General features: G+C 31.5%; 22 protein-coding genes and 1 pseudogene (1 of these 23 only partly in view). 2 read left to right on the top strand and 21 right to left on the bottom strand.

Going from position 1 to position 26,122, the window contains the following annotated elements; all coding sequences use genetic code 11:
* Positions 1-141 precede the first annotated feature (141 nt).
* Entirely contained in the window at positions 142-1,080 is a 939-nt protein-coding gene (locus tag ACF3NF_RS07200; RefSeq protein WP_394022902.1) for an alpha/beta hydrolase, read from the top strand.
* Positions 1,081-1,159: 79 nt separating this feature from the next.
* Here ACF3NF_RS07200 and ACF3NF_RS07195 read toward each other — a convergent pair whose 3' ends face one another.
* From ACF3NF_RS07195 to thiC, 11 genes are all read right to left on the bottom strand, one after another.
* Positions 1,160-1,840, bottom strand: coding sequence for a phosphoribosylaminoimidazolesuccinocarboxamide synthase (locus tag ACF3NF_RS07195; RefSeq protein ID WP_394022900.1), 681 nt, complete (start codon positions 1,838-1,840; stop codon positions 1,160-1,162).
* A gap of 11 nt (positions 1,841-1,851) precedes the next feature.
* On the bottom strand, positions 1,852-2,871 hold the full coding sequence (gene purM, locus ACF3NF_RS07190) for a phosphoribosylformylglycinamidine cyclo-ligase (protein ID WP_394022898.1): 1,020 nt from the start codon (positions 2,869-2,871) through the stop codon (positions 1,852-1,854).
* Complete coding sequence (purE, locus tag ACF3NF_RS07185; protein WP_394022896.1) at positions 2,871-3,347, bottom strand: 5-(carboxyamino)imidazole ribonucleotide mutase; 477 nt, start codon at positions 3,345-3,347, stop codon at positions 2,871-2,873. The genes purM and purE overlap by 1 nt, the downstream gene beginning before the upstream one ends.
* A gap of 8 nt (positions 3,348-3,355) precedes the next feature.
* Positions 3,356-4,807: an IMP dehydrogenase gene (gene guaB / locus ACF3NF_RS07180; protein ID WP_394022894.1), complete on the bottom strand. Its 1,452-nt coding sequence runs from the start codon at positions 4,805-4,807 to the stop codon at positions 3,356-3,358.
* The gene (locus ACF3NF_RS07175; RefSeq protein WP_394022892.1) at positions 4,807-9,699 is read right to left on the bottom strand and encodes a phosphoribosylformylglycinamidine synthase; all 4,893 of its coding nucleotides are present in this window, start codon (positions 9,697-9,699) and stop codon (positions 4,807-4,809) included. The genes guaB and ACF3NF_RS07175 overlap by 1 nt, the downstream gene beginning before the upstream one ends.
* A 12-nt stretch (positions 9,700-9,711) precedes the next feature.
* The gene (purH, locus tag ACF3NF_RS07170; protein ID WP_394022890.1) at positions 9,712-11,217 is read right to left on the bottom strand and encodes a bifunctional phosphoribosylaminoimidazolecarboxamide formyltransferase/IMP cyclohydrolase; all 1,506 of its coding nucleotides are present in this window, start codon (positions 11,215-11,217) and stop codon (positions 9,712-9,714) included.
* Positions 11,214-11,759 (bottom strand): phosphoribosylglycinamide formyltransferase, encoded by a 546-nt coding sequence (purN, locus tag ACF3NF_RS07165; RefSeq protein ID WP_394022888.1) that lies wholly within the window; start codon positions 11,757-11,759, stop codon positions 11,214-11,216. Before purN ends, purH begins: the two co-directional genes overlap by 4 nt.
* Positions 11,756-13,099, bottom strand: coding sequence for an amidophosphoribosyltransferase (purF, locus tag ACF3NF_RS07160; RefSeq protein WP_394022886.1), 1,344 nt, complete (start codon positions 13,097-13,099; stop codon positions 11,756-11,758). The genes purN and purF overlap by 4 nt, the downstream gene beginning before the upstream one ends.
* Before the next feature lie 74 nt (positions 13,100-13,173).
* A complete protein-coding gene (locus ACF3NF_RS07155) occupies positions 13,174-13,299 on the bottom strand; it encodes a hypothetical protein (RefSeq protein ID WP_394022884.1) in 126 nt (41 codons plus the stop codon).
* Between the two features lie 101 nt (positions 13,300-13,400).
* A complete protein-coding gene (locus tag ACF3NF_RS07150) occupies positions 13,401-15,056 on the bottom strand; it encodes a formate--tetrahydrofolate ligase (protein WP_394022882.1) in 1,656 nt (551 codons plus the stop codon).
* Positions 15,057-15,199: 143 nt separating this feature from the next.
* Entirely contained in the window at positions 15,200-16,495 is a 1,296-nt protein-coding gene (gene thiC, locus ACF3NF_RS07145; RefSeq protein WP_394022880.1) for a phosphomethylpyrimidine synthase ThiC, read from the bottom strand.
* A 283-nt stretch (positions 16,496-16,778) separates the two neighbouring features.
* Between thiC and ACF3NF_RS07140 the strand changes: the two genes are divergently transcribed.
* The gene (locus tag ACF3NF_RS07140) at positions 16,779-17,786 is read left to right on the top strand and encodes a potassium channel family protein (protein WP_394022878.1); all 1,008 of its coding nucleotides are present in this window, start codon (positions 16,779-16,781) and stop codon (positions 17,784-17,786) included.
* Positions 17,787-18,214: 428 nt separating this feature from the next.
* Here ACF3NF_RS07140 and ACF3NF_RS07135 read toward each other — a convergent pair whose 3' ends face one another.
* From ACF3NF_RS07135 to ACF3NF_RS07090, 10 genes and pseudogenes are all read right to left on the bottom strand, one after another.
* Positions 18,215-18,526 carry a PadR family transcriptional regulator gene (locus tag ACF3NF_RS07135; protein WP_394022876.1) on the bottom strand — a complete coding sequence of 104 codons (312 nt, stop codon included), beginning with the start codon at positions 18,524-18,526 and terminating at the stop codon, positions 18,215-18,217.
* A 2-nt stretch (positions 18,527-18,528) separates the two neighbouring features.
* The gene (locus tag ACF3NF_RS07130) at positions 18,529-19,752 is read right to left on the bottom strand and encodes a DUF2812 domain-containing protein (protein ID WP_394022874.1); all 1,224 of its coding nucleotides are present in this window, start codon (positions 19,750-19,752) and stop codon (positions 18,529-18,531) included.
* A 242-nt stretch (positions 19,753-19,994) separates the two neighbouring features.
* Positions 19,995-20,126: a DUF4177 domain-containing protein gene (locus ACF3NF_RS07125; protein WP_394024462.1), complete on the bottom strand. Its 132-nt coding sequence runs from the start codon at positions 20,124-20,126 to the stop codon at positions 19,995-19,997.
* Between the two features lie 66 nt (positions 20,127-20,192).
* On the bottom strand, positions 20,193-20,609 hold the full coding sequence (locus tag ACF3NF_RS07120) for a histidine kinase (RefSeq protein ID WP_394022872.1): 417 nt from the start codon (positions 20,607-20,609) through the stop codon (positions 20,193-20,195).
* Positions 20,610-20,618: 9 nt separating this feature from the next.
* The gene (locus ACF3NF_RS07115; protein WP_394022870.1) at positions 20,619-20,822 is read right to left on the bottom strand and encodes a helix-turn-helix transcriptional regulator; all 204 of its coding nucleotides are present in this window, start codon (positions 20,820-20,822) and stop codon (positions 20,619-20,621) included.
* Between the two features lie 701 nt (positions 20,823-21,523).
* Positions 21,524-21,714 (bottom strand): annotated as a pseudogene (locus ACF3NF_RS07110) (hypothetical protein).
* An 84-nt stretch (positions 21,715-21,798) separates the two neighbouring features.
* Entirely contained in the window at positions 21,799-24,228 is a 2,430-nt protein-coding gene (locus tag ACF3NF_RS07105) for an ABC transporter permease (protein WP_394022868.1), read from the bottom strand.
* The gene (locus ACF3NF_RS07100; protein WP_394022866.1) at positions 24,221-24,901 is read right to left on the bottom strand and encodes an ABC transporter ATP-binding protein; all 681 of its coding nucleotides are present in this window, start codon (positions 24,899-24,901) and stop codon (positions 24,221-24,223) included. The genes ACF3NF_RS07105 and ACF3NF_RS07100 overlap by 8 nt, the downstream gene beginning before the upstream one ends.
* A 46-nt stretch (positions 24,902-24,947) precedes the next feature.
* Complete coding sequence (locus ACF3NF_RS07095; RefSeq protein ID WP_394022864.1) at positions 24,948-25,808, bottom strand: sensor histidine kinase; 861 nt, start codon at positions 25,806-25,808, stop codon at positions 24,948-24,950.
* A 1-nt stretch (position 25,809) separates the two neighbouring features.
* On the bottom strand, positions 25,810-26,122 hold the 3' portion of the coding sequence (locus ACF3NF_RS07090; protein ID WP_394022862.1) for a response regulator transcription factor. It continues 338 nt past the right edge of the window; 313 of the gene's 651 nt are visible here — the last part of the coding sequence; its start codon lies off the right edge, out of view; it ends in the stop codon at positions 25,810-25,812.

The following is a 26,122-nucleotide window of genomic DNA, read 5'->3' as shown; positions in this document are numbered from 1 at the left end:
TCCCTTCAAATTACACTAAATATATTACTAATCTTATTATAACCAAATAAATAAAAAATAAGCTCAAAAGTGCTTGACATTCATGTAATATAAAGATAAATTCTTAGTAAGAAAACATTTACACAACAATAGGAGACTGGGATGTTAAAAAATAAAAAAAAGGTCCTTTTAATAATATTGACCATATTACTGGTAATTTTTATTGGATTTACAATTTTTCTTGGCAAGCAAGTATTTGATGGATTTACTAATATCGTGTCTAGAGAAGAAACATTAGAAGAAGCAAATACATACGAGGATAAATTCCAAGACTTTGCTAAAGATAAGCAAGTTCATTACATAGATTTTCCTTCAAGTAAAGGTGAGCACAATATTCCTGCCATCCATATAAAAAAAGATGGAAACAAAAATATTGCTGTCCTAGTCCATGGTTTGGGTGGCACAGGTAAATCACTACCCCACATAATGGATATATTTTTAGATCTTGGTTATGATGTATTAGCAATAGATCAACGTAATTCAGGAAATAATCAAGCTCCTTATAATACGTTTGGATTTCTAGAATCATATGATATCTTGGATGCAGTTAATATTGCAAAGGAAGAAATCGGGGATGATGGCAAATTAGTCCTTTGGGGAGAATCCTACGGTGCGGGAAGTGCTGCCATGGCTGCCGGTAGAGATGAGCAAAATATAGATTATCTTATCTTAGAATCACCAGTAGCTGATTTTAACGATATGTTCGATAAAGAGTTAAAAACAATAGAAGATGAACAAGGTATACCAGTTGATTATATGAAATTTGCTGGTGGTATTTTCACAAAACTAAAACTTAATTACACATTTAAAGACATCGATGCCAATCAATATATAAAAAATGTTAGTAAGCCAGTTCTCATAACTAATGCAGATCATGATACTCTTACACCACCATATATGGGCGAAAGTCTTTATAAGTCTATAAATCACAATAACAAAGAAATATTTACCGCTAAAGGATATAAGCACGCAGAATTTCCGAGAGTTGATAGTGAAAAATATAAGAAAATAGTTTCTGATTTTCTTGATGAGTACAAATAATAAAAATAAAAGGCCATTGATCATTCAGATTTAATTACTGAATTTAAATGGCCTTTTATTTTACAAATTAATTTTTAAACTATCCAAGCATTATTTTTTCAAGCTCAAGTGGTTCAATGTACTTATCTCCTTTGTAGGCTCTCATATTTCCACCAGAGATTTCATCAATGAGGGCAACTTTGCCATCCTCTATTCTACCAAATTCAAATTTAATATCATATAGGTCAAGGCCTTTTGCTGCTAATTCTTCTCGAACAATTTCTCCGATATTTAAAGCTAAATCTTTTAGCTCTTCATATTCATCCTCTGTCATAATATTTAATAATACTAAGGCATCTTTTGTAATTAGTGGGTCATCTCTGTCATCGTCTTTTAGGGTGATTTCTACATATGGGTCTATTTTTGTCCCACTTTCAATATATTTTCCGTATCTTCTGATAAATGAACCTACTGCATAGTATCTAACTATTACCTCAACTCCCTCACCAAAAACATCCGCTTTTTTAACTACTGCTTCATTTTTGTCTAATTCAGCTGATATAAAGTGAGTTGTTAATCCTTTATCATTTAAGATTTCATAAAAGTATTTGGTCATAGCAACCGCTTGGTGGCCAGCACCCTCCATAGTAAGTCCTACTGCATTTGCACCTGGGTCAAATACACCATTATTACCTGTTACATCATCTTTAAATTTTAATAAATATTCTTCATCATTTAATTTATAAACGTCTTTGGTTTTTCCTGTATATACTTTTTCCATAAGTTAGCCTCCTATAAATTTATACTTATATCCTTATTACCTTTTACAACTTTTCCGATAATTTGAGCATTTTCTCCTAGAATTTCTAAAGATTTTTCTTCATCTGCTGGGTCTACAAAAACTACCATACCTATACCCATATTAAAGGTATGATACATTTCTTCAGTATCAATATTTCCCCATTCTTGGATTTTTTTAAAAATAGGATCTTTATTTAATTTGCTTAAATCAAAGTCTACTGATAAATCATCTGCTAGTACTCTAGGGATATTTTCATATAGGCCACCACCAGTAATATGAGAAATAGCATTTATTTTTACTTTCTCTTTTAACTTTTCAATATCTTTTACATATATTTTTGTAGGTGTTAAGAGTTTTTCGCCAATAGTTTGGTCTTCATCAAATCTATCATCTAGGAAAATACCAGCTTGCTCCATTGCAGCTCTTACAAGAGAAAATCCATTGCTGTGCACTCCAGAAGAAGTTAAGCCTATAGCAATATCTCCCTCTTTTAGATTTTCTCCAGTTATTATTTTTTCTTTATCTACAATTCCTACTGCAAATCCAGCTAAATCATAATCATCTTCTTGATAGATACCTGGCATTTCTGCAGTTTCTCCACCTATTAGGGCTGCTTCTGCCTCTAAACACCCATCTGCTATACCGCTAACAAGATCAGCCATTTTTTTAGGATTAAGTTTTCCTGTTGCTATATAGTCTAGGAAAAATAATGGTTTTGCTCCTTGGCAGATAATGTCATTGACACACATGGCTACACAGTCTATACCTACTGTGTCATGCTTATCCATGTCCATGGCAAGTTTGATTTTTGTACCAACCCCATCTGTTCCACTAATTAGAACTGGATTTTTAATACCAGCTAAATCCGGAGCAAAGGCACCTGCGAAACCACCTATATCAGCTAAAACTTCACTGCCATGAGTTTTCTTTACTATTTTTTTTATTAATTCTACTTCTTCGTAACCTTTTTCCTTATCTACTCCTGCATCCTTATATGTCAATTTTGCCATTATATACCCTCTAGTTTTTTATCATCTTCAATGACTTTTTCTCTTAACTCATTTTTATAATCTTTTAGTTTTTGTGCTAGGCTTTCATCTGATAAGGCTAAAATCTGAATGGCTAAAATTGCAGCATTGTCCCCACCATTCATGGCAACCGTTGCAACTGGAACACCCTTTGGCATTTGTACCATTGATAATAATGCATCAAGTCCTGCAGTATTTGTGCCACCAACTGGAAGGCCTATGACAGGTTTAATTGTCATACCTGCCATAACCCCTGCAAGATGAGCTGCCATGCCAGCAATACCTATATAAACTTTTGCATCATCTTTTTCCATAGTATCTTCTAGGACACTTAAGGCTCTGTGGGCAGATATTATAGATACTTCATAGTCAATTTCAAATTGTTTTAAAATTTTAGTAACTTTTTTTGCTATTTCTATGTCTGAGGCTGAGCCCATTATAACTCTAATATCAGTCATTATTTCTCCTATCTTTTTGTATAGTTTGGTGATTCTCTAGTGATTGTAATATCGTGTGGATGGTTTTCGATTAAAGAAGCTGGTGAAATTTTAACAAATTTAGCTTTTTCGTAAAGTTCGTTTAGATCCTTGCTACCTACATAGCCCATACCAGATTTTAATCCTCCTAGTAATTGGTAAACTACTTCTCCAACCGGACCCTTATAGGCTACTCTACCTTCAACACCTTCTGGTACATATTTTTTTGTATTAGTTTGGAAATATCTATCTCCTGATCCATCTTTCATAGCTGCAAGTGATCCCATGCCACGGTATTCTTTGTATTGTCTACCTTCAAAAAGGATAGTTTCTCCAGGAGACTCTTCAGTACCTGCAAATAATGAACCTGCCATTATTACAGATGCTCCACAAGCGAGAGCTTTTGTAATATCACCAGAATATTTGATACCACCATCTGCTATTACAGGAATATTGTGTTTTTTTGCTTCTTCAACACAATTTATAATTGCTGTAATTTGTGGAACACCAATACCTGTTACAACACGGGTTGTACAAATTGAACCTGGTCCTATTCCTACTTTTATAGCATCTGCACCAGCTTCTATTAAATCGTGTGCCGCTTCAGGAGTAGCAATATTTCCCGCAATTATTTGAATATCTGGATATTTTTCTTTTATGTTCTTAATAGATGATATTACATTTTTAGAATGACCATGGGCAGTATCTACAGTTATTACATCTACATTTGCCTTTACAAGTGCATCTACCCTATCAAACATATCATTTGTAATACCTACTGCAGCCCCAACTAGTAATCTATTGTTTTCATCTCTTGCTGAATTTGGATATTGTCTTGCTTTTTCGATATCTTTTATAGTAATAAGTCCTTTTAGCTTATTATCACCATCTACTATTGGGAGTTTTTCTACCTTTGCAGACTCCATAAGCTTGATTGCTTCTTGCATTTTTATGCCTTCATATCCTAAGGTAAGATTTTCTTTAGTCATAATATCATCAATTACTACACTTGGATCATCTTGAAACCTTACATCTCTATTTGTAAGAATACCTTTTAAATACATATCCTTATCAACAATTGGCACACCAGATATTTTATAATTGTTCATAATATCAAGGGCATCTTGTAAGATGTTTTCTGGATGTAGGTAGAAAGGATCAGTTATAACTCCATGTTCTGATCTTTTTACCACATCTACTTGTCTGGCTTGTTCTTCAATAGACATATTTTTGTGAATTATTCCTATACCACCTTGTCTTGCCATCGCTATTGCCATTTGGGATTCAGTAACTGTATCCATCCCTGCTGACATCATTGGTATATTTAATTTTATTTTATTTGTTAGATATGTTGTTGTGTCAACTTCATTTGGTAAAACTTCTGAAGGTCCTGGTACTAATAGTACATCATCAAATGTTAGTGCATCTCCTAAAAATTGCATTATTTATCCTTTCTAAAATATTCAACTGCATTTTCAAATATATTTTCTCTTTCTACATCATAAACATTCTTAAACAGATCTTCATCTATCCTTTCAGCATGGCCCATTCTTCCTAAAATCTTACCATCTTTGGATATGATCCCTTCGATATTATAATTTGAGCCATTTGGTGATGTTTCATATACTGAAAATACTTGGTCATTGTCTAATAATTCTTTTAATTTTTCTTCATTTACTATAAATCTTCCCTCACCATGAGATATAGGGATTCTATAAGTTTTATCTAGGTCAACTCCCCTAGTCCATGGACTGTTATTTGTAAGAGTTTTTGTATTTACAAATGTTGCTATATGGCGAGAACTTGTATTATTTGTAAGTGTTGGATCATTTTCTTTTGGTACAAGGACCTGTCCATAAGGAAGTAATCCTGTTTTTACTAAGGCTTGGAATCCATTACAAATTCCTAAAATCAAACCATCATTTTCATTTAATAGATAATCAATAGCTTGAGCAATTTTTTCATTTCTTAAAATATTTGCCAAAAATTTAGCTGATCCATCTGGTTCATCTCCTAGGGAGAATCCACCTGGAATTATAAAGATTTGAGATTTTCTGATCTCTTTATCAAGTCTATCTAAAGACTGTTCTATATCTTTTTCATTTTGATTTCTAAATATCAAAATTTCAGTATCAGCACCAGCTTTTCTAAAGGCATCTTGGGTATCCCACTCGCAGTTTGTTCCCGGAGCAGCGAGTATGATTGCCCTCGGTTTTTCTACTGGCTTGTCAGATTTTAATTTTCTTTCTAATTTTTTAGTTTTTAATTCTTGATATTTAATTTCTTCATAGCCTGGGAATACTTCATCTAAGCTGTAAATAAATGACTCAGATAATTTTTTCTTATCTAATTTCTCCCCATTTACAACAATATCATCAGAAAATCTTCCAATATTTTCTATAAAGTCTCGGTCATTTTTATATTCTACAACAAATGAACCATACATAGGATTATAAAGATTATCATAGTCTAAAGTAAAACCAGTATTTCCAATTGCTTGTTCATAGACATTTGCTAAAAGTCCCTTTCTATCTAGGGCTATAGCTGAGATGATATTTCTATCTCTTATATCTTTTATAAGATTTTGATAATTATTTTCTAATTCTTCTAAATCAAGAGTTCCATTTTTTTTGTATGGAGTCTTTATAAGTCCAAGTTTGCCTTTACCTTTCAAATCATTTGAAATAATATTTTCTACATCTTCAGTAGTAACTGCAAAGGATATTAGAGTTGGTGGTACTTTTATATCTTCAAAAGTTCCACTCATACTATCCTTGCCTCCTATTGGTGGCATGGAGAAATGATTTGTTACTTCAAAGGCACCTAATAAGGATTTTAATGGTTTGGACCATGCTTTTTTGCTATCCATTTTTTCATAAAATTCTTGAAAAGTTAGTCTAATCTGATTTAAATCTGATCCTATGGCTACTAGTTTTGAAATAGATTCAACTACCGCATAGTATCCACCTAAGTATTGACTTTTACTTGATAAGGATGGATCAAATCCATAGGTCATAATTGACGCAGTTTTTGAAACACCTTCTTCAACTGGAAGTCTTGCTGCCATAACTTGAGATGGATTTAATAATTTTTTCCCACCTAATGGATTAAGAACTGTATTTTTTCCTACTGATGGGTCAAACATTTCTATTAGGTTTTTCTTAGATGCTACATCTAGTGATTCTACTTTTTCATAGAATTTGTTTGGATCATTATTTTTTTCTGTTAAAACAGCTGGAACATCTTCACTTACTACTTCTACATCTGCATATCTTTCAGCACCGTCTGTATTTATAAAGTCATAAGAAATATTTGCTATAACTTGATCTTCATAATACATGGTCATAGTATTGTCATCAGTTATAGTAGCAACTTCTGTAGTTTCCAAGTTTTCTTCGGCTGCTAAGTTCATAAAGATTTCTTTATCATCTTCTGAAATTACAACTGCCATTCTTTCTTGAGATTCTGATAAGGCTATTTCAAATGGTTTTAGCCCCTTATATTTTAATGGAACTCTATCTAGATAAATATCAATTCCATCAGCAAGTTCACCAATAGCAACTGCTACTCCTCCTGCTCCAAAGTCATTACATTTTTTAATAAGCTTAGCAGCCTTAGGATTTCTAAATAGTCTTTGAATCTTACGTTCTTCAGGGGCATTTCCCTTTTGTACTTGAGCTGATTCTGTTTCAATAGAGCTTATATTGTGAGATTTTGATGAGCCTGTTGCTCCACCTACTCCATCACGACCAGTTTTCCCACCAAGAAGGATTACAATATCTCCTGGTGTAGGGTCAATTCTTTTTACATTTTCTGCTGGAGCCGCAGCAATCACTGCCCCACACTCCATGCGTTTTGCTTTATATCCTTCATGGTAAAATTCATCTACAAGGCCAGTAGCAAGTCCTATTTGATTACCATAAGAAGAATAACCTTGGGCTGCCTCGTAAGTTATTTTTGCTTGTGGAAGTTTACCTGCTAAAGTTTCACTATAATCTTCTTTTATATTTGCAGCTCCAGATAATCTCATAGCTTGGTAAACATAGGCCCTACCAGAAAGTGGGTCACGGATGGCTCCACCTAGGCAAGTTGATGCGCCACCAAATGGCTCTATCTCTGTTGGATGGTTGTGGGTTTCGTTTTTAAACATTAAAAGATAATCTTCTAGGCTTTCTTTACCATCCTTTAAAACTCTAACCTTTGTATAAATAGAGCAAGCATTTATTTCACTAGATACCTCTAAGTCATCAAAATTATCATTGGCCCTCATATACTTGGCAAGAATTGTACCAAAACTCATTAGATTAATAGGTTTTTTGATGTCTAGTACTTTTCTCATTTGTAAGTATTTTTCAAAAGAATCTCTAATAGCCTCATCTAAAAGAGTAGCAGTATCAAATTCTATATCCAAATAAGTGTTAAAGGTTGTATGTCTACAGTGGTCTGACCAATAAGTATCTAATATTTTTATCTCAGTTTCGTTTGGATCACGATTTTCTTCCTTAAAATAATCCCTTACCATTCTGATGTCATCAAGACTCATAGCCATGGAGTTTTCTTCTAAGAATAAGCTTAGGTCTTTATCATCAAAATCTCTAAAGCCATGATAAATTTTATTTTCTAGATTTTTATCGTGACTTGTTTTTAAAGTTGTAGGAATTCCAATCAGACTTACTTGTTGGGAGTCAACTGGATTTATCAAAAACTCTTCGATTTTTACTAGATCAGTCTCATTTACCTCTGATAATTCATAAACTGTAGATGCTTTTACCTCTAAGGTTTTATCATCTATGATTAGAGATGCAGTATCTATAACACCTTTTTCTCTAGGGTTAAATTGGCCTGGTAGATATTGACTTGCTACTGCATTTTTAAAGGAAGCTTGTAAATTTATTGCATCATCAAAAGCATATACTTCATCTACTGGAGCTTCCGCTAAAACTTGGTATAAGATTTTTTCTAAGTTCTCATTACTTGTTTCTATATCATATCTTTTATAGATTTTTAAATCTTCTAAATCTATATCTAAGGTATTATTTATTTTTGTTTTTAGATTTTGTGACTCAAAATCATAAGAGTCTTTTCTTCTAACATAAACTCTTTTTACAGTTGGTCCTATATCTTTTCTATAATATTTGCCGTCAAAGTTTATTTTTTTTGCATCTTCATAAACTTCTTTAATAGCATCATCAAAATTATCAGCTGTTGCAACAATATTTAAAACTCTACCACCAGCGGTTAAGATTTTACCATTTTCTTCTTTTGTTCCTGCATGGTATATAGTTGATTTTATATCATCGTCAAAGCTTATTTCTTTACCTTTTTCATAAGATCCTGGGTAGCCATCTGATGCTAGAATTAAGCATGTAGCTTTTTTATCATTTATATCTAAATTTACTTGATCTAATTTTGCTTCAGATGTCGCAATTAATAAGTCTAGGATATCATTATCTATTAATTCTAGGACTACTTGAGTTTCTGGATCTCCAAATCTTACATTAAATTCCAAAACATAGATTCCAGATTCATTTATCATAAATCCTATGAACAAAACTCCTCTGTAGTCGATATTTTCCTTGTTAAATCCTTCTAATATTTTTGGTAAAATTTCTTCTGCAATTTGTTTTTTATAGGCTTCTGCTTCTAGGTTTGGAGCGTAAGTTCCCATACCTCCAGTATTTGGTCCTAGGTCTTTATCAAATATTCTCTTGTGATCCTTACTTGTTGGAAGTGGAATAATATTTTTAGAATCAGTTAGGCAAAGTAGGCTCATTTCAAAACCATCTATATATTCTTCTATAACTATTTCTTTATCTGTTGAGAAAATATCTGCTATAGTTTCTTCTAACTCGTTTTTATCTTCTATAATATAGACGCCCTTACCTGCAGCAAGTCCATCTCTTTTTAAAACAACTATGCCTTTTTCATCTAATAATTTATTAGCATATTTACTTGCCTCTTCCTTATTTTCAGTTCTAAGGTAGGCTGCTGTTTTTATACCATATTTATTTAGAAATTCTTTAGTATAAGCCTTACTTGATTCAAATTTTGAAGCAGCTTTATTTACACCAAATATTTTCAAATTATTTTTTTCAAATTCATCCACAATACCTTGGCATAAAGGCAATTCTGGTCCTACTACTGTGTAGTTAATATCATTTTCTTTTGCAAATTCTACTAATTTATCAATCTCATCTACTCTTATATCTAGATTTTGTCCTAGCTGAGATGTGCCCCCATTACCTGGAGCAAAAAATAGTTTTCTACCCTCTTTTACTATTTTTTTGCCCAGAGCGTGCTCTCTACCACCTGAACCAATAATTAATATATTCACTAATTTTTCTCCTTAATGTTTAAAGTGACGTGACTTACCAAATACCATGGACATCTCGTATTCATTACATTTATCAATAGAATCTTGGTCTTTAATAGATCCACCTGGTTGGATAATTGAGCTAATTCCCATTACGTGAGCAAGTTCTACTGTATCTGGGAATGGGAAAAATGCATCTGATCCCATAACAGCTCCAGTGAAATCTCTATCTTTAAAGTGGTCTTTTATAGATTCTAGGGCCCAAATTCTAGATTGTTGGCCCGCCCCACAACCTAGGGTTTGCATATCTTTTGCAACTACGATTGCATTTGATTTTACATATTTAACAACTTTTTGGGCAAATAATAGGTCTTTGATCTGAGCTTCTGTTGGTTTTTTATCTGTTACTATTTCTACCTCATCTTTTCCAAAGTCTTTGCCTTGGATAAGAACCTTACCGTTTAGGTATCTGATTTCTTCTTTTACTGTTTCATTATCAAAATTTACTTTTGCTAGTCTTACATTTTTCTTTTGAGTTAATATTTCTAAAGCTCCATCTGTAAAGTCTCTTGCTGCAATGATTTCAAGGAAGATTTTATTCATTTCCTCTGCTGTTTTTTCATCAACTATTCCATTTACTGCAACAATACCACCAAAGATTGATTGGCTATCACATTCGTAGGCTTTGATGTATGATTCATAAACTGATTGTCTTTGAGCAACTCCACATGGAGATTGGTGTTTTAGGGCAACTACTGCGTTTTCTCCAAGTTCTTGAGCTAGTTCTAAAGCTGGGTTTAAATCGTTGTAGTTGTTGTAGCTCATTGCTTTACCATGAATTACTTCCATATTTTCCATTAGACCTTTTACAAATGGATCATTGTAAAGAGCTGCTTCTTGGCCAGGGTTTTCTCCGTATCTTAGTTCGCTTTCTTTTTCAAAACCGTAAGTTTTGTATTTTGCTTCTTCACCAGTTAATTCTGAGAAATATCTTGCTATTACCGAGTCATAAAAAGCAGTAAGGTTATAAGCTTTCATAGCTAGTTTTTGTCTGTATGATAAATCTAAATCATCATTTTTAATTCTTTCTAAAAGCTCATCATAGTCAGCTGGATCTGTTACTATTAAAACATCTTTGTGGTTTTTTGCAGCTGATCTAACCATAGATGGTCCACCAATGTCGATATTTTCTATAATATCTTCTGGATTTCCTTTCTCTAAGGCCTTTTGAAATTCATAAAGATTTACTACAACTATATCTATTGGCTTGATATTATGTTCTTTTATTGTTGATACATGGCTATCTTCATCTCTTTTATAGAGAATACCACCATGCACGTATGGAGAAAGTGTTTTTACTCTGCCTTCTAAGATTTCTGGGAAATTTGTAATTTCGTCTATCTCGATAGCATCTACTCCACTTTCTTTTATTTTTTTGTATGTACCGCCTGTAGATACAATCTCTACTCCTAAATCACTTAAGCCCTTTGCAAGATCTTCTATGCCTGTCTTATCTGTTACTGAAATTAATGCTCTCACTGCTCTTCCTCCAATTTTTTTATAACTTCTTTTAGTGTTTGATGCTCTACTTTTAAAACTTCTTTGCTGATTTCTTCTGCATTTTTGCATTTACTTATGTCTACTTCTTTTTGCAAAATTATGTCTCCCTCATCTAGGTTTTCATTTACAAAATGGACTGTAACTCCGCTTATTTTTTCTTTATTTTCAAAGACTGCATTATGGACATTCATACCATAAAATCCTTTGCCACCATATTTTGGCAATAAGGATGGGTGGATATTTATAACTGTAAACTCATCCAGTATTTTTTTACTGATTTTAACTAGATATCCTGCTAGCACTATTAAATCAATATTATGATCTTTTAGTTTTTCTATTATCTCATCATCATCCTTGCTGATTAGATAAGCTATATTATTTTCTCTGGCATATTTTAGTCCAGCCGCATCTTTGTTGGAAACTACATATTTTATTTGACTTTTAAAATATCCCTCATCTTGAGCATCTATAAGTGCCTTAAAGTTGCTCCCGCCTCCTGATATAAATACTGCAAGATTCATATTTCATCCTTTTTTACTGGATAATCTCCTGTAAAGCAAGCCTTACAATAATTATCTGGATTTTCAACAAGTTTTAGCATGCTATCTAAATTAATAAATTCCAAACTATCCGCCCCAATTTGTTTTCTTATTTCTTCAATATCTAAGTTAGCAGCTATAAGTTTTTTCCTATCTGGTGTGTCCACTCCGTAATAGCATGGATACATAAATGGTGGAGATGTTACTCTAAAATGAACTTCCTTAGCTCCAGCTTTTCTCATTCTCTTTATTAGCTTGGCACTTGTGGTACCACGGACTATAGAATCATCTACCAAAACAATTCTCTTGCCGTTTACAACAGATTTTTGAGGACTAAGCTTTAATCTTACAGCCAAATCTCTTTCTTTTTGACTAGGTTTTATAAATGACCTACCCATATACCTATTTTTTACAAGCCCTTCCGCAAATGGTATACCTGATTCTTGGGCAAATCCAATTGCTGAAGGTGTACCAGAGTCTGGTACTGGGCAAATCAGGTCAGCTTCAACTGGCGCCTGCCTATATAAAAGCTCCCCACATCTTCTCCTAAACATATATGAATTTACATTTTCTATATTTGCATCTGGCCTTGATATGTATATACTTTCAAAAATACAATGTTTACTAGAAATTTCCTTATCAGATATATTAGAATTTATACCGTCTTTATCAATTATTATTATTTCCCCCGGTCTAATATCCCTATAATTTTCTATATCTAGTATTTCTATAGCTGAATTTTCACTTGCAAGAACAATATTATCTTTATCTTCTCCTAGCATTAGTGGTCTAATGCCATGATAATCTCTAAAAGCAATAATTTTATCTGGCATAGCTACTACACAAGAATAAGCTCCCTCAATTACTTCCATGGTTTTTCTAATAGCACTCACTATGTCACCATCAAAATATCTGGCTATTAAAAGCAGTATTAGCTCACTATCTGTGTGGGTATGAAAGGATATTCCCTCTTCTTCTAATTTTGCCTTTAACAAGTCATAATTAGTCAAATTGCCATCATGGGCAAGAGAAAACTCATGATTTTTTGAAAAACTTACTAAGGGCTCAATATTATAGTCATTATTACATCCTTGAGGTGAACATCTCACATGGCCAATTCCAAATTTGTAATTAGAATCTTCTAGGTCAATTTCCTTAAAAACCTCACTTACAAGTCCCATTCCCTTTGTCCTACGTAGAGTCTTTCCATCAGAAAGAGTAACTCCTGCTGAATCCTGTCCCCTATGCTGGATAGAGCTAAGTGAATAAAAAAGTTTTTTATTTAAATCCTCTTTTGTTTTTATTGCTATTACTCCGCTCATAAAATAATCCCATCTACCTCCTTAGTTCTTTAAAAAATCATAAAGAAAAAGAGAACTCTATTGTGAGTTCTCTTTTATGCATGTAAAATTAATACTTCTGGAAATTTTAGTTTTTTGATGTAGGCAAAGATAGAGTAGCAAAGGCATGAAAATACTAGTTCATCTGCGAATGTCATGTTGATAATACATTTATTGTTCATGGTCCCCTCCATCTATCCCTTAAATTTTTAATATTATATGAATATATTATAAATAATTTTATAAATATTTCAAGTGCTAATGTTAAAAAAATTTTACAAATTTAAAACAATCCTACAATTTCGCCATTTTCATCTATATCTATCTGATAGGCATTTGGCTCTTTTGGAAGACCTGGCATAGTTAATACGTTGTCTGTATAGGCTACCAAAAATCCTGCTCCAGCATTTACTCTTACATCCCTTATCGTAATTTCATAATCTTTTGCACTTATATTTTTATTTGGATCATCTGATAGAGAATAAGGCGTTTTAGCTACACATATTGGCAAATCTCCATAACCTAGACTTTCAATTCTAATTATTTCTTTTTCAGCCTTTTGTGTATAAACTACTTCTCTTGCTCTATAAATTTCTTTGGCAATTATATCAAGTTTTTCTTTTGCAGGTAGTTTTTCATCATAAAGGTATTTAAATTCATTATCATTTTCGCAAAGTTCTACTAAATTTTGGGCAAGCTCCACCCCACCTTCTGAACCATCTGTGAAAACTGTTGTTTCTATGGCTTTTACAGTTAATCTTTCAGTTAACTCTTGCACCAATTTTATTTCTTCATCAGTATCAGTAGCAAATTTATTTATTGCAACCAATATATTATTTCCAAATTTTTTCATATTTTCTATATGAATTTGCAGATTTTTAAATCCTTTTTCTAGATAGTCTAGACTTTCAGCTGCTAGTTCATCTAATGGCATACCAGCGTGATATTTTAATGACCTAATCGATGTTACAATCACAGTAGCATCTGGTTTTAAGTCACCTAATCTACATTTTATGTCATTAAATTTCTCAGCACCAAGGTCTGCTCCAAAACCAGCTTCTGTTACTACATAATCAGATATACCTAGTGCAGTTTTTGTTGCAATAAGCGAGTTACATCCGTGGGCGATATTCGCAAAGGGTCCACCGTGGATGATTGCAGGAGTATTTTCTGTAGTTTGGACAAGATTTGCTCTTAGAGCATCTTTCATAATAACTGCAACAGATCCCGTCGCTTTTATATCATCAACGGTTACAGGATTATTTGCATAGTCATAAGCTACAATCATTTTGCTAACTTTTTCTTTGAAATCTTCCATGCTTGTAGCAAGGCAAAGTACTGCCATCATTTCTGTTGCAACAGTAATGTCAAATTTATCTTCACGAGTTACACCATCTGTCCTATTTCCAAGACCAATTACAATATTACGAAGAGCTCTGTCATTTAAGTCTACACATCTTCTCCATACAATTTGATTTGGATCTATATTTTTTTCATTGCCTTGGTAGATGTGGTTGTCTAATATTGCTGCAACAAGATTTACGGCTGAAGTTATAGCGTGAAAATCTCCTGTAAAATGAAGATTTATCTCATCCATTGGTAGTACTTGGCTGTATCCACCACCTGCAGCTCCACCCTTTCTACCAAAAGATGGGCCTAGTGAAGGCTCTCTTAAAACTGAAATAGCGTTTTTACCGATTTTATTTAAGGCCATTGATAAACCTATATTCATAGTGGTTTTTCCTTCACCACTTGGAGTCGGATTTGTAGCTGTAACTAAGATTAATTTTGAACCCTCTTTTTTCTTATCGGCATAGGATAAATCAAGCTTAGCCTTGTATTTTCCAAATTTATCATACTTATCAACCGCTAAATTTTTACAAATCTCATCGATTTCTTTTAGCTCAACCTCTCTTGCTATTTCAATATCTGTCTTCATTTTTCTTCCTTTCACCCTCTTAAATATTTTTATATATATAAATTATCATTAAAAATAATTAATTACAAGTATGTTTTTAATTATAATTTTGTAATAAAAAACTCAAGTCTGCAAAAAATAGCAAACTTGAGTAGCTTTTAAAATTAAATTGTTATATCTTTTCCTTCTAGGATTAAGTTCATATTTCTCATAGAGCACATTGCCCCACACATTGTGCAAGTATCTTCCTCTTCAGGTGAAGACTCCGCTCTATAGGCTCTACATTTTTCAGGGTCGATTGCTAATTCAAACATACCTTCCCAATCAATTTTTTGTCTTCTTTTACTCATTTCAAGATCCCAGTCAGCTGCATCTTTAAGTTTTGCTATATCTCCTGCGTGTGCTGCAATTTTTGCTGCAACAATTCCATCTTTTACATCATTTACATCTGGAAGTCTTAAGTGTTCTGCAGGTGTAACATAGCATAAGAAATCTGCCCCATGGCTTGCAGCAATAGCTCCGCCGATAGCACTTGTAATATGGTCATAACCTGGTGCAATATCTGTTACTAATGGTCCCAAAACGTAGAATGGCGCATTATGGCACAATTTTTTCTGTAATTTTACATTTGTTTCGATGTCATTGATTGGAACGTGTCCTGGTCCTTCGATTATAACTTGAACATCTTTCTCCCAAGCTCTTTTTGTAAGTTCGCCTAAGGTGATTAGTTCAGCAATTTGAGCAGGATCCGTTGCATCGTGGATACCACCTGGTCTTAGTGAGTCTCCAAGTGATAAAGTCACATCGTATTCTCTAAGTATGTCTAGTAATTCATCATAGTATTCATAGAATGGGTTTTCCCTATCATTCATCATCATCCATCCAAATAATAAAGATCCACCACGAGATACGATTTCATTTACTCTTCTGTTTCTTAAAAAGATTTCAGCATTTGCTCTGTTGATACCACAATGAATGGTTACAAAGTCTACACCATTTTCAGCATGGTTTCTTACGACATCTAAGAATTCTTCTGCCTTAATGTGGCTAAGACCCTTATCTAAAAAACCGATTGCATCATACATAGGAACAGTTCCTATCATGGCTGTAGATTTTTCGATTAGTCTTTCTCTAAATTCTTGAGTTTTACCATAGTTTGAAAGATCCATTATTGATTCTGCACCCATTTTTAGGGCCATATCAACCTTTTCCATTTCAAGGTCAAGGTCATTGATATCTTTTGAAATACCAAGGTTAACGTTTATCTTAGTTTTAAGACCTGTACCGATTCCTTCTGGAGAGATTGAGTTGTGATTGATATTTCTTGGAATAACAATCTCACCTTTGGCAATTTTTTCAACTAAGTACTCTTCACTAACATTTTCTTTTTTTGCAACTATTTTCATTTCTTCAGTTACAAAACCATCTTTAGCCGCTTCCATCTGTGTTTTATATTTCATAAATTAAAAAAACCTCCTAAAATTACTTATAGGAGTATAAATATGCTCCATTCCCGTGCAGGCATTATCCTGATTGGTTTAATGGTCGAAGTCAAAACTTCCTCTCAGCACAAAGCTCCCATAGGTTGATAATTTACAATTATCATTATAAAGGAGTTTATAGGATTTGTAAAATATTATTAAAATTAAATAGTCTAAAACACAATGAAAGCAAAATAATAATTCAAATCCTTAGGTTTAATCCCGATATTTATGTTATAATCTATATAATAAGGAGAAGTTTATGGAAGAGAAGAAAAAACTAAAATTTATTTTTATTGTATTTGTCCTTTTAATCAGTTTTGGAATCCTAGGCTATATGTATTTATTAGACCTTGATTTTGTAGATGCGCTTTATATGACTGTGATAACTGTATCTACCGTAGGTTTTCGTGAAGTTGGAATATCTAATGACCAGTCTGAACTTTTTTCTGTACTGATGATATTTCTAGGAGTTGGCGTAGTTGGATATGCATTTACTACATTTGTAGCAATGCTTGTTGAGGGTAAGCTAGTAGATTTGTGGAAGGGAAGTAAGATGGATAGGAAAATTTCAGCTTTAAATAATCACTATATAATATGTGGTTCTGGTGAAATGGCAGAAGTGATAATAGATAAATTTGTAGAAGAATCTTTGGATTTTGTTGTAATTACTAACAAACACAAGGATCTAGATGAATACAGTCATGATAATATATTAGTTATAGAGGGTCAATCTACTGAAGAAAGTGTTCTTGAACATGCGGGAATAGATAAGGCCAAGGGGCTGATTGCTACATTAGATGATGAGGTAGATAATATAGTAACAGTGCTTACTGCTAGAAACCTCAATAGTGAAATCTACATTATTGCAAATGCGCTTAGTAAGTCAGGTAGTAAGAAACTCATGAAAGTCGGGGCCAACAAGACTTTATCTGCTATTGAAATAAGTGGAAATAGAATGGCTTCTCTTATGATAAAGCCAAATATAATTTCATTTTTGGATGTGGTCACAAGAATAGGTGATGTAGAACTTGATCTTGAAGAAGTAATCATAAAAAGTGGATCATACTTAGAAAATATAAGTCTACTAGATGCTCAAATTCCAAACAAAACTGGACTCATAGTACTAGCAATCAAAAAACATGAAGATAAGCAAATGATTTTTAACCCACCAATTGATTACACCTTTAAAACTGGTGATGTGTTAATAGTGCTAGGCAAAGAAAACCAATTTAAAAAACTTAGAGATTTGGGAGATGGAGTAAAATAAATCTATCTATGTCTGCTAAACTTTTATCTAACTAAATAGATTAAGTAACTCTAATATAGACAAAATTATAATCTAGTTTTAAATAATCTTCTTATAATCAGTTATGTTTACCTGAATTATAAATCAAATCAGAACTAACTTCTTAGCTGGTAGTTTGTACAGCGCCTATAAGGCGCGATTACCGGCACGCCCCTATTGGGGCTATCGAGTATTCCATCACATGCACCACTATCCCAACTACTGCTTAAGCAGTTTTTTATTTGTTTTTATTTACTGACTCGACCGTGCTAAAGCTAAATCCCTCCACCTGCATAGCAGGTGGTTTTTTGTTTCGCTCTCTTTCGTTCGCTCAAGTCACTTAAGTGGACAAATAATAATATGTAAAAATTTATATTTTATATATTATTACAACAAAATAGCTTTTAATATTATTGATTAAAAAATTTATCATAATTATCTACTAAAAGTCTCAGCCTTTGAACTTCATTATCTAATAGGTCTTTGCCCTCTTCAGTAATAGTGTAATGCTTACCTTTTTTATTAACATCTACTCTAATTATCAAATCATCTTCTAAAAATTGGCCTAATAATGCATACAGTGTTCCGGGGGCTAACTTTATTCTTCCTTTTGTAATTTCATTTACCCAAGAAGTTACTTCAGCCCCATTTCTAACTTTGTCAAGGGACAAAAGAATGAAAAACATTGGCTCTGTAAGTGTCTGATATTGGTTCCTTGCCATATTCAGTCTCCCAATTCTTTCTCTAAGGCCATTTGTATTTCTGGATTCTTTATATCGCCTATCACTTTTAAAACTGTTTTATTATCCAATATTATATATGAATTCTCATTGGCCAAACTATAGGTCATATCATAAGAATAATCACTACTTATATCTTTAACAAGGTCTGAATTGTATGGATGGTTCTTAGCATTTTTAATTTCTCTATCAAATAAAGTTCTTGCTAGGTCACTATTCCTGCTAACAATTTTTTCTATCTGCACATTTAATTGTTCATCTTTATAGATAGTATGGCTTTTTGTTAGCAGACTTTTTTTAAGATGAACTATATCAGATTTATTATCTTCAAAATCTTGACCTGTGATAGATAAGCTATTAATTCTAATAAAGGTAAAAATTATTGTAATTATGACTACAGATAAAACCATCAATTGTTTTTTACTTTTAGTCTTGAAATCTGTCTTCTTTATCTCTTTAATTAAAACAAAAATAATTACAGGAACTAGTAATGGCATTAAACTTACAAGTATAAGTCTATTCTTGTTATCCATCGAACTTGATAATATATTACTAACAATACCAACAATTAGTAAAACAAAGGATATGATTAAGGTCATTGCATATATTTTTGAATAAGCAATTTTGGAAAAATTGATGCTACTTATATTCTTGACATTTCTATTCTTTTTTCTAAAGGAGATATTATCAACTATCGAAAGAATAGTGAAAACTAATAATAAAATACTGGCTGGATACAGGAATATTACCAAGTTAGAATAAAATATTTCAGGCGAATGGAAACTTGCACTCATAAAAAATAAATTAAGTAATAGAGCAAATCCTGCTATAATAATTGAGATTAACTCCCCTTTTATTCCCTTATTTAAAACTTTTAATTCTTCCAAGTCATCGTTATAGATAGAATCAGCCGCATCTTTTTCTAATCTATATAGGTTCATATTAAAACACCTATCAATTAAAGTCCATCCATAATCTTTAGACATCTGATCAAAATCATCAAGCTCATCTTTAGTAAAAGATGTAAAATATCCCTCATTTTGGACTAAGGATATCTTATAATTTACATTTTCTTGCTTAGATTTTTTAAATTTATGAACAAAAGGTAGAGGGATTTTTTCTATTTGCCAACCCTTTTTTGCCATGTCTTCATACCATTTTTCTACTAATCCAAAGTTTGAATATGTTAAATATCTAAATTTTAGCATCAGCCTAACTCCTTTCAATATCGACTATCGATACTTAAATTATATATCGATATTCGATATATGTCAACGGAAAATTTAAAATAAAATACCCAATAACGGCTTGTACTGACCCCCAAAAGTTAGACCTAAAAACTAACTTAAGGAGGTCAGTACATAGATGCTAAAGTATATTTATTATCGCTGTTGAATTCATTTTTCAATCTCAAATATTAAATCCATTGTTATAATTTTTCCATGATCTGTCATATCAGTAGGTATAAACCAACATATCTATAGCCTTTTTCTGCATACTCGTCAATAATATCTCTATGCTCATCAGATTTTGCACCAATAAACTTTCCGACTTTAATAGAAACATACTCATATCTTTTAATTTATTTTATCCCTTTTTTATCTTCAAATTTTAAAATAACTTCGTTATTCTATAGTTTTTAAAATTGCTATATCATTTCCCAATTCTTGTTTAATATGGACTCATAATTACTCTTATTATCCTTAAAAAGTTTACCAGTAAAAGGAATTTCATAAGAAATTTTTTTGCCTATATGTTTAAAATCTAAGAAGACTTTATTATTTTTTTCTTCAAAATTGAAATCTTCTATTTCATTTCCAGGAATTAGATAGAAATCAGCCTTATCTGAATTTGATATTTCCTTTTCATAAATACCTTTATTATTAAAAACTAAAATAAATGTTCTGTTACTATCATATGCATTAAAAAGATTGCTTACTATAAGATTAATACCTTTACGAGCTGGACTATTGTGCTTGATTGCTATAAGATAATTTTGAACTTCTCCAAATCTCTCTTTAACATCTTTATCAAAATCATTCTTGTCATTAAATAATAACCCCATAAAATCCTCCTATTTAAAAATAAATACTTCTGTAATATCTTTTTCAAGTACTTTCGATATCTTGTAGGCTGTTTCAAGAGTTGGGCTTATAGTATTATTTTCATATGCCATAATAGACCTTCTTTTAAGTCCTACTGCCTTAGCAAGTTTTTGTTGAGAAAGATTTTTTTCCTTTCTAAATTCACGAATTTTGTTTTCAATTTCTACTTCCATGTCTTTTCCTTTGTTACATTTATAGTACTAATAATGTTACATTTATAGTACCACCAAAACTGTTTATTGTAAACTTATAATTTGATTTCAGCTAGTAGATTTTTTAATTTTTTCTTAATTACAGGTATTTAAGACGATTTTGATATAATAAATTAAAAACGGCGAGATTAAAATACAATCATCCCCCTGTCATCATAAACCGACTTACTTGTATCATTCCCACATCTCATTGCTCTATCAAGATCCATGGTTGTATCAATAACTCTATCTATTCTTTCTGTAGTTTTTTATCTGCTTTTATATTTCCATCAGGACTTGTTTGTATAAAGATATTGGCCATCATCCATCATTGAACTGGATTACCTTTATTGGCTATTTTAAAGAATCAGTTTCAGTAAATCTTTGTTCTGAAAAATTTTATTAATATATCTTAATTATATATTTAAAAAAATAATGACTTCTAAGATTTCTTATAATCCCAAAAGCCTGTTAATCTAATTTAACTTAATTTTATTTCTACAGCAAATCGACGCTTTCACAGTGGCTTGAGAGGTCAGTATAGATAAATTTTGAGAATTTAGGGGAGCCTCGTATATTTAAATACATTAATCAATGAGCATCTTATATTATTCTGGAGCAAAGAAAAAACAGCCCATAAAAGAGCTGTTTAGATTATTATTTTCTTGTTCTACTTGCATTACTCATATTATATGATCCACAATCGTTGCTGAAGGTAATAATAATATTAAAAGTATATTCAATACTATAAACAACTTATACTTATCCTTTATCCCAAATATTAAATCTATTAGTCCAATTATTGGGCAGGTAATATTGATGCGAGTACTGTTGGTCTTAGAATTGTATAGCTTTCAAATATGTTTATTGGCATTAGGTAAGAAATCTTAAAAATCGTGAGTCCAAGTACAAATAATTTTTACTAATTTTTTCCTCATATACTTCTCTTTCTTTGAAATTATAATGTTCGAATTAAATCTATAGTCGGTCTGTCTAAAATTCTCTTTAAAGATAAGCTATAGATTAAGAAGTTTATTCCATATACAACTATCGAAAATACTAAGAATGCTAGGTGATTGTAATATTTTAAAAATACATAAAAACTATATCCAGATGAAATTATTGACATGATTGTAATAACAACAAAGGTCACTAAGATTGCTAAAGCAAATGATTTTATTTGTTCAAATACAAATTCTTGTTTTAATAATTTTTCTAAATCAGTTTTCTCCATGCCTATAGAATAAAGATTACCTATCTCTCTTTTCCTTGACATCAAACTTTGATTTATAGATGCATATCCGTTTGTGAAATTTAGTGCAAGAATTATAGATGCTAGGATAAAGTTTATGCTTAGAAGCCCACCCAAAAATTTATCATCTTCTTCACTCCTATCACCATCACTATAAACTTCATAACTCTCATCAGTTCTAGGATTTTTATCCAAAAAATTCTTAATAGATTCTTTGCTATCATAAACTTCATCAGGATTTATATCCATTTTTAGAGTGAAAGGATAATTTACTAGATTTCCATTACCTGTAGACTCCAATAGTTTGAAGTAGGTATCAAAATCTGTAAAAATATATCCTGCACCACGATTAATTTTTAATGTTATATCTTTTAAATCATCTATGCTCTTACTAATATCAATTGAAGTTTTCTTTCCACTTGCTGTTATTAAATCTAATTTTTTAGGATTTTTAAAAAACTTAACCATTTTAGCATCTCTTAATGGCTCATTAGGGTTAGACTGGATCATATTATATAAAATAAATTCTCCTTTATTGCCTCCTAAGATATTAAGGTCTTCTTCCCTTAGTCCTACAATTTTTCCTGAAATTCTATTTCCTTCCCCCTCGCCAGTATTTTCTAATAAAAATTCTTCTAAATTATTTGCAAAAAATTCTTCAGAAAACTCTAAATTATTATCTATAGATAAGTATCTTTGTTGGTAGATAAATGATTTTTTAGAATCAATTTTTTTATCAACTTCTATTAGATTATTAGGAAGACTAGGATCATTACTATAATAATCAACTGTCAAGTTATAATCATCTTGATACAACCCTAAATCTACCGAATAACTTGAAAAAGATATCAAGATAAATAAAACTGATATTATTAAGACTCCTATTGTTGAAATATATGATTGAGACTTAATACTTGCAAGGTTATTTATCCTAAGTTCTTTTAAAATAGTACTGGATCTTTTCTTTTTTGTTTTTTTAAAGTTTATTAGACCTTTTAGACCATCTATAATCTCTATTTTCTTTATTTTCCTCAAGGTAATTGCAAGCGATATAAATATTATTAGCAGTGAAATCAATATTATAACCAAGCTTAATATAATATTAAAATCTACCGAAGATGGAGTATCAATACCCATATTATTATTAATTAGGCTAAAATATTTTTTGATTACTACATAGCCTAAAAAATGTCCTAGCAATAAGGGTAAAATCGATATCATGACCGCTTCTTTAAAAAGCAAAGAAAGTATTTGTGAATCTGTGCTTCCTATTGATTTATACATGGATAGGACTTTGATTTTCTCTAAAGACCATACTAAAAATATATTTTTATTAAAAAATACAAATATACTTATGGCTAAAATCACAAGAAAAATTGTTGGTAGTTGTTTTCCTATTCTTCCTATATTATTCTCATATAAGGAATAACGCTCAACAATAGCAGGTTCAAATTCAACTTTGATTTTTCTACCCAGTTTATTTGACAAATCTTCTTCGATTATATCTTGATTGTCGTAAGCCTTGTAAACTGATTTAAATCTTACTGCTGTCAGTTTATTTTCATAATTTGGGTTAATAAGAATATTTGCACCACTTATATTATTAGGTTTATCCTTAATAATTCCTACTATTTTCATTTCCTCACTTGTTGTTTTTATAAATTTTTCATCACTTGTAGGCTTATATGTAGGGTCTACAATATTTCCATTTAAAGTTCTTTTTCCAAATTCAACGCTTACTTTATCCGAGATAGCCAAATTTTTGTTTTTTATAAGATTTTCACTAAGGGCAATTTCATCGAAATTATTAGGATACCTTCCTTCTTTTAAATCATAATCACCCTTCATATTGGCAATAGCTTGGTCAAAAAGAGATATTGCTAAAATCTTATCATCAATTCTTCCTGATATCGTATCACTCGACTCAAAACCTGCCTCTTTAACATATTCATTACTTTTAATTTTTTCTATTTCATTTTCTTTTATATCTCCTTCTATATAGGCCTCCTCATAATAGTTAGCCCTAAATTCCCTATTTGTAAAAGAAATACTAGAATAGGAATAATACAATATCACCGTAAAAAACAAGGAAACAATAAAAACTGAGATGAAAATAGGAAAATTTTTCTTATTCATTTTTCTCATCTCCTACAATTTTTCCATCAACTATGGTTACAATACGACTTGCTTCTAGAGCGATTTTTTCGTCGTGGGTGATTAGGATTATTGTTTGTTTTAAGCTTCTATTGAAATATTTAAAGATTTCTATAATTTCCTTAGAATTTTTCCTGTCTAAATTGCCTGTTGGTTCATCAGCTAGGATTATTGATGGTTTGTAGATAATACTTCTCGCTATAGCAACTCTTTGTTGCTGACCTCCTGATAATTCGCTTGGGAAAGAATCAAGTTTGCTTTCTATGCCAAGTTTCCTAACAGTATCAAGCAAGATTTCTTCATTGATTTTTCTCTTATCAAGCTTCAGTGGGAGTTCGATATTGTGTCTTACAGTCAAGTTTTGGATTAGATTATAAAATTGATATATTAAACCTACTTTTCTCCTACGAAAAAGAGCTAGTTGCTTTGAAGAATACTGAGAAATATCATTACCTTCTATATAAACTTTGCCCTCACTTGGACTATCTACTCCTCCTATAATATGTAAAAGAGTTGATTTACCAGACCCACTAGGGCCTACAATGGCAACAAATTCGCCTCTTTCTATTGTAAGGTCAACTCCATCTAGGGCCACTACCTTGGAGTTTCCCTCTCCATATTCTTTTCTTAGGTTTTCTACTTTTAATATTTCCATACTTTCCTCCTTAATTTAAGGTAAGTATATAAAAGTAAAGTGATTTTTAGGTGACATTGTAAAATTTTATTTCAAATCTTGCACCCTCTTCAGTATTTGAAACAGAAATTTCCCCGTTGTTTTTTTCGACAATTGTCTTTGCCATGGCAAGGCCTATTCCAAAGCCATTTGAGTCGGGAGTTTTATAAAAGCGCTTAAAGATTTTTTTAATATTTTCTTTTTCTATTCCTCCGCCATTGTCTTCAATGATTAAACTTGTATAGAGAGGGTTTTTGTATGATGAAAGCACGATTTTATCACAAGTCGGTCTATTATCAGCATTTTTTATAATATTAATAAGAGCTTCTGCTAGCCAATAAAAATCTCCACAAATAATATTTTCTTTTAAGCTTTCCATTATTTCTACACTAGTAGATTTCTTTAAGTCTAAGCTGTCTAAGGCATAATCTACTAATTCATCTAAACGAATTTCTTCTTTTTTCATTAAATCTTTGTTCGCATCTAGACTTGATAGTTTGAGCAAAATATCTGATAGGGAGTTTAATCTGATTGTTTGCCTTTTTAAAATCTCTATATCTTCAATATCTGGAAAGTCCGTCTCCAAATTTTCTATGGAAAAAAGCATAGATGTAATAGGAGTTTTGATTTGATGGGCGATGTCTTCTAGGTTTTCTATTTGCTTTTCACTATTTCTAGTACTTGTCTCTTTTGCTTCGACTATTTCTATAAAAAGTTTGTAAATCTTATCTTCAAGTATTGAAAAATCATCTTGCTTCATAGGAATTTTGTAGTCCTGATTCTTCATTTTTTCTATCAGATCTATAAGCTCATTTATTCTATTTTTCTTTCTTTTTTCTAAAAAATAATAAACAAGTCCCAGACTTATTATCCAAAATACATATATCATCTCAATCCATCCTATATCCAATTCCTCTAACAGTAGAAATTACTTCCTTATCAAGTTTTTCTCTAATTCTCTTAATAGTTGATGTGAGAGTATTGTCATTTACAAACTTATCCCTATCTTCCCAAAACATTTCTAACAGCTGGCCTCTAGTATAAACTCGGTGAGGATTTTTAATAAATAAAACTAGGATTTCATATTCAAGTGGAGTTAACTCTATTTGCTTACCATTAAAATAAACTTTCGAATCATTTAAATCTATTTTGATATCCTTGTAAGTAATTTTTTTGTCTTGACTTAGAGGTATTGTCCTTAAA

Origin of the sequence: Anaerococcus martiniensis (assembly GCF_043187485.1) — a bacterium.
Classification (GTDB): Bacteria; Bacillota; Clostridia; order Tissierellales; family Peptoniphilaceae; genus Anaerococcus; species Anaerococcus martiniensis.
This window is presented reverse-complemented; position numbering and strand designations above follow the sequence as displayed.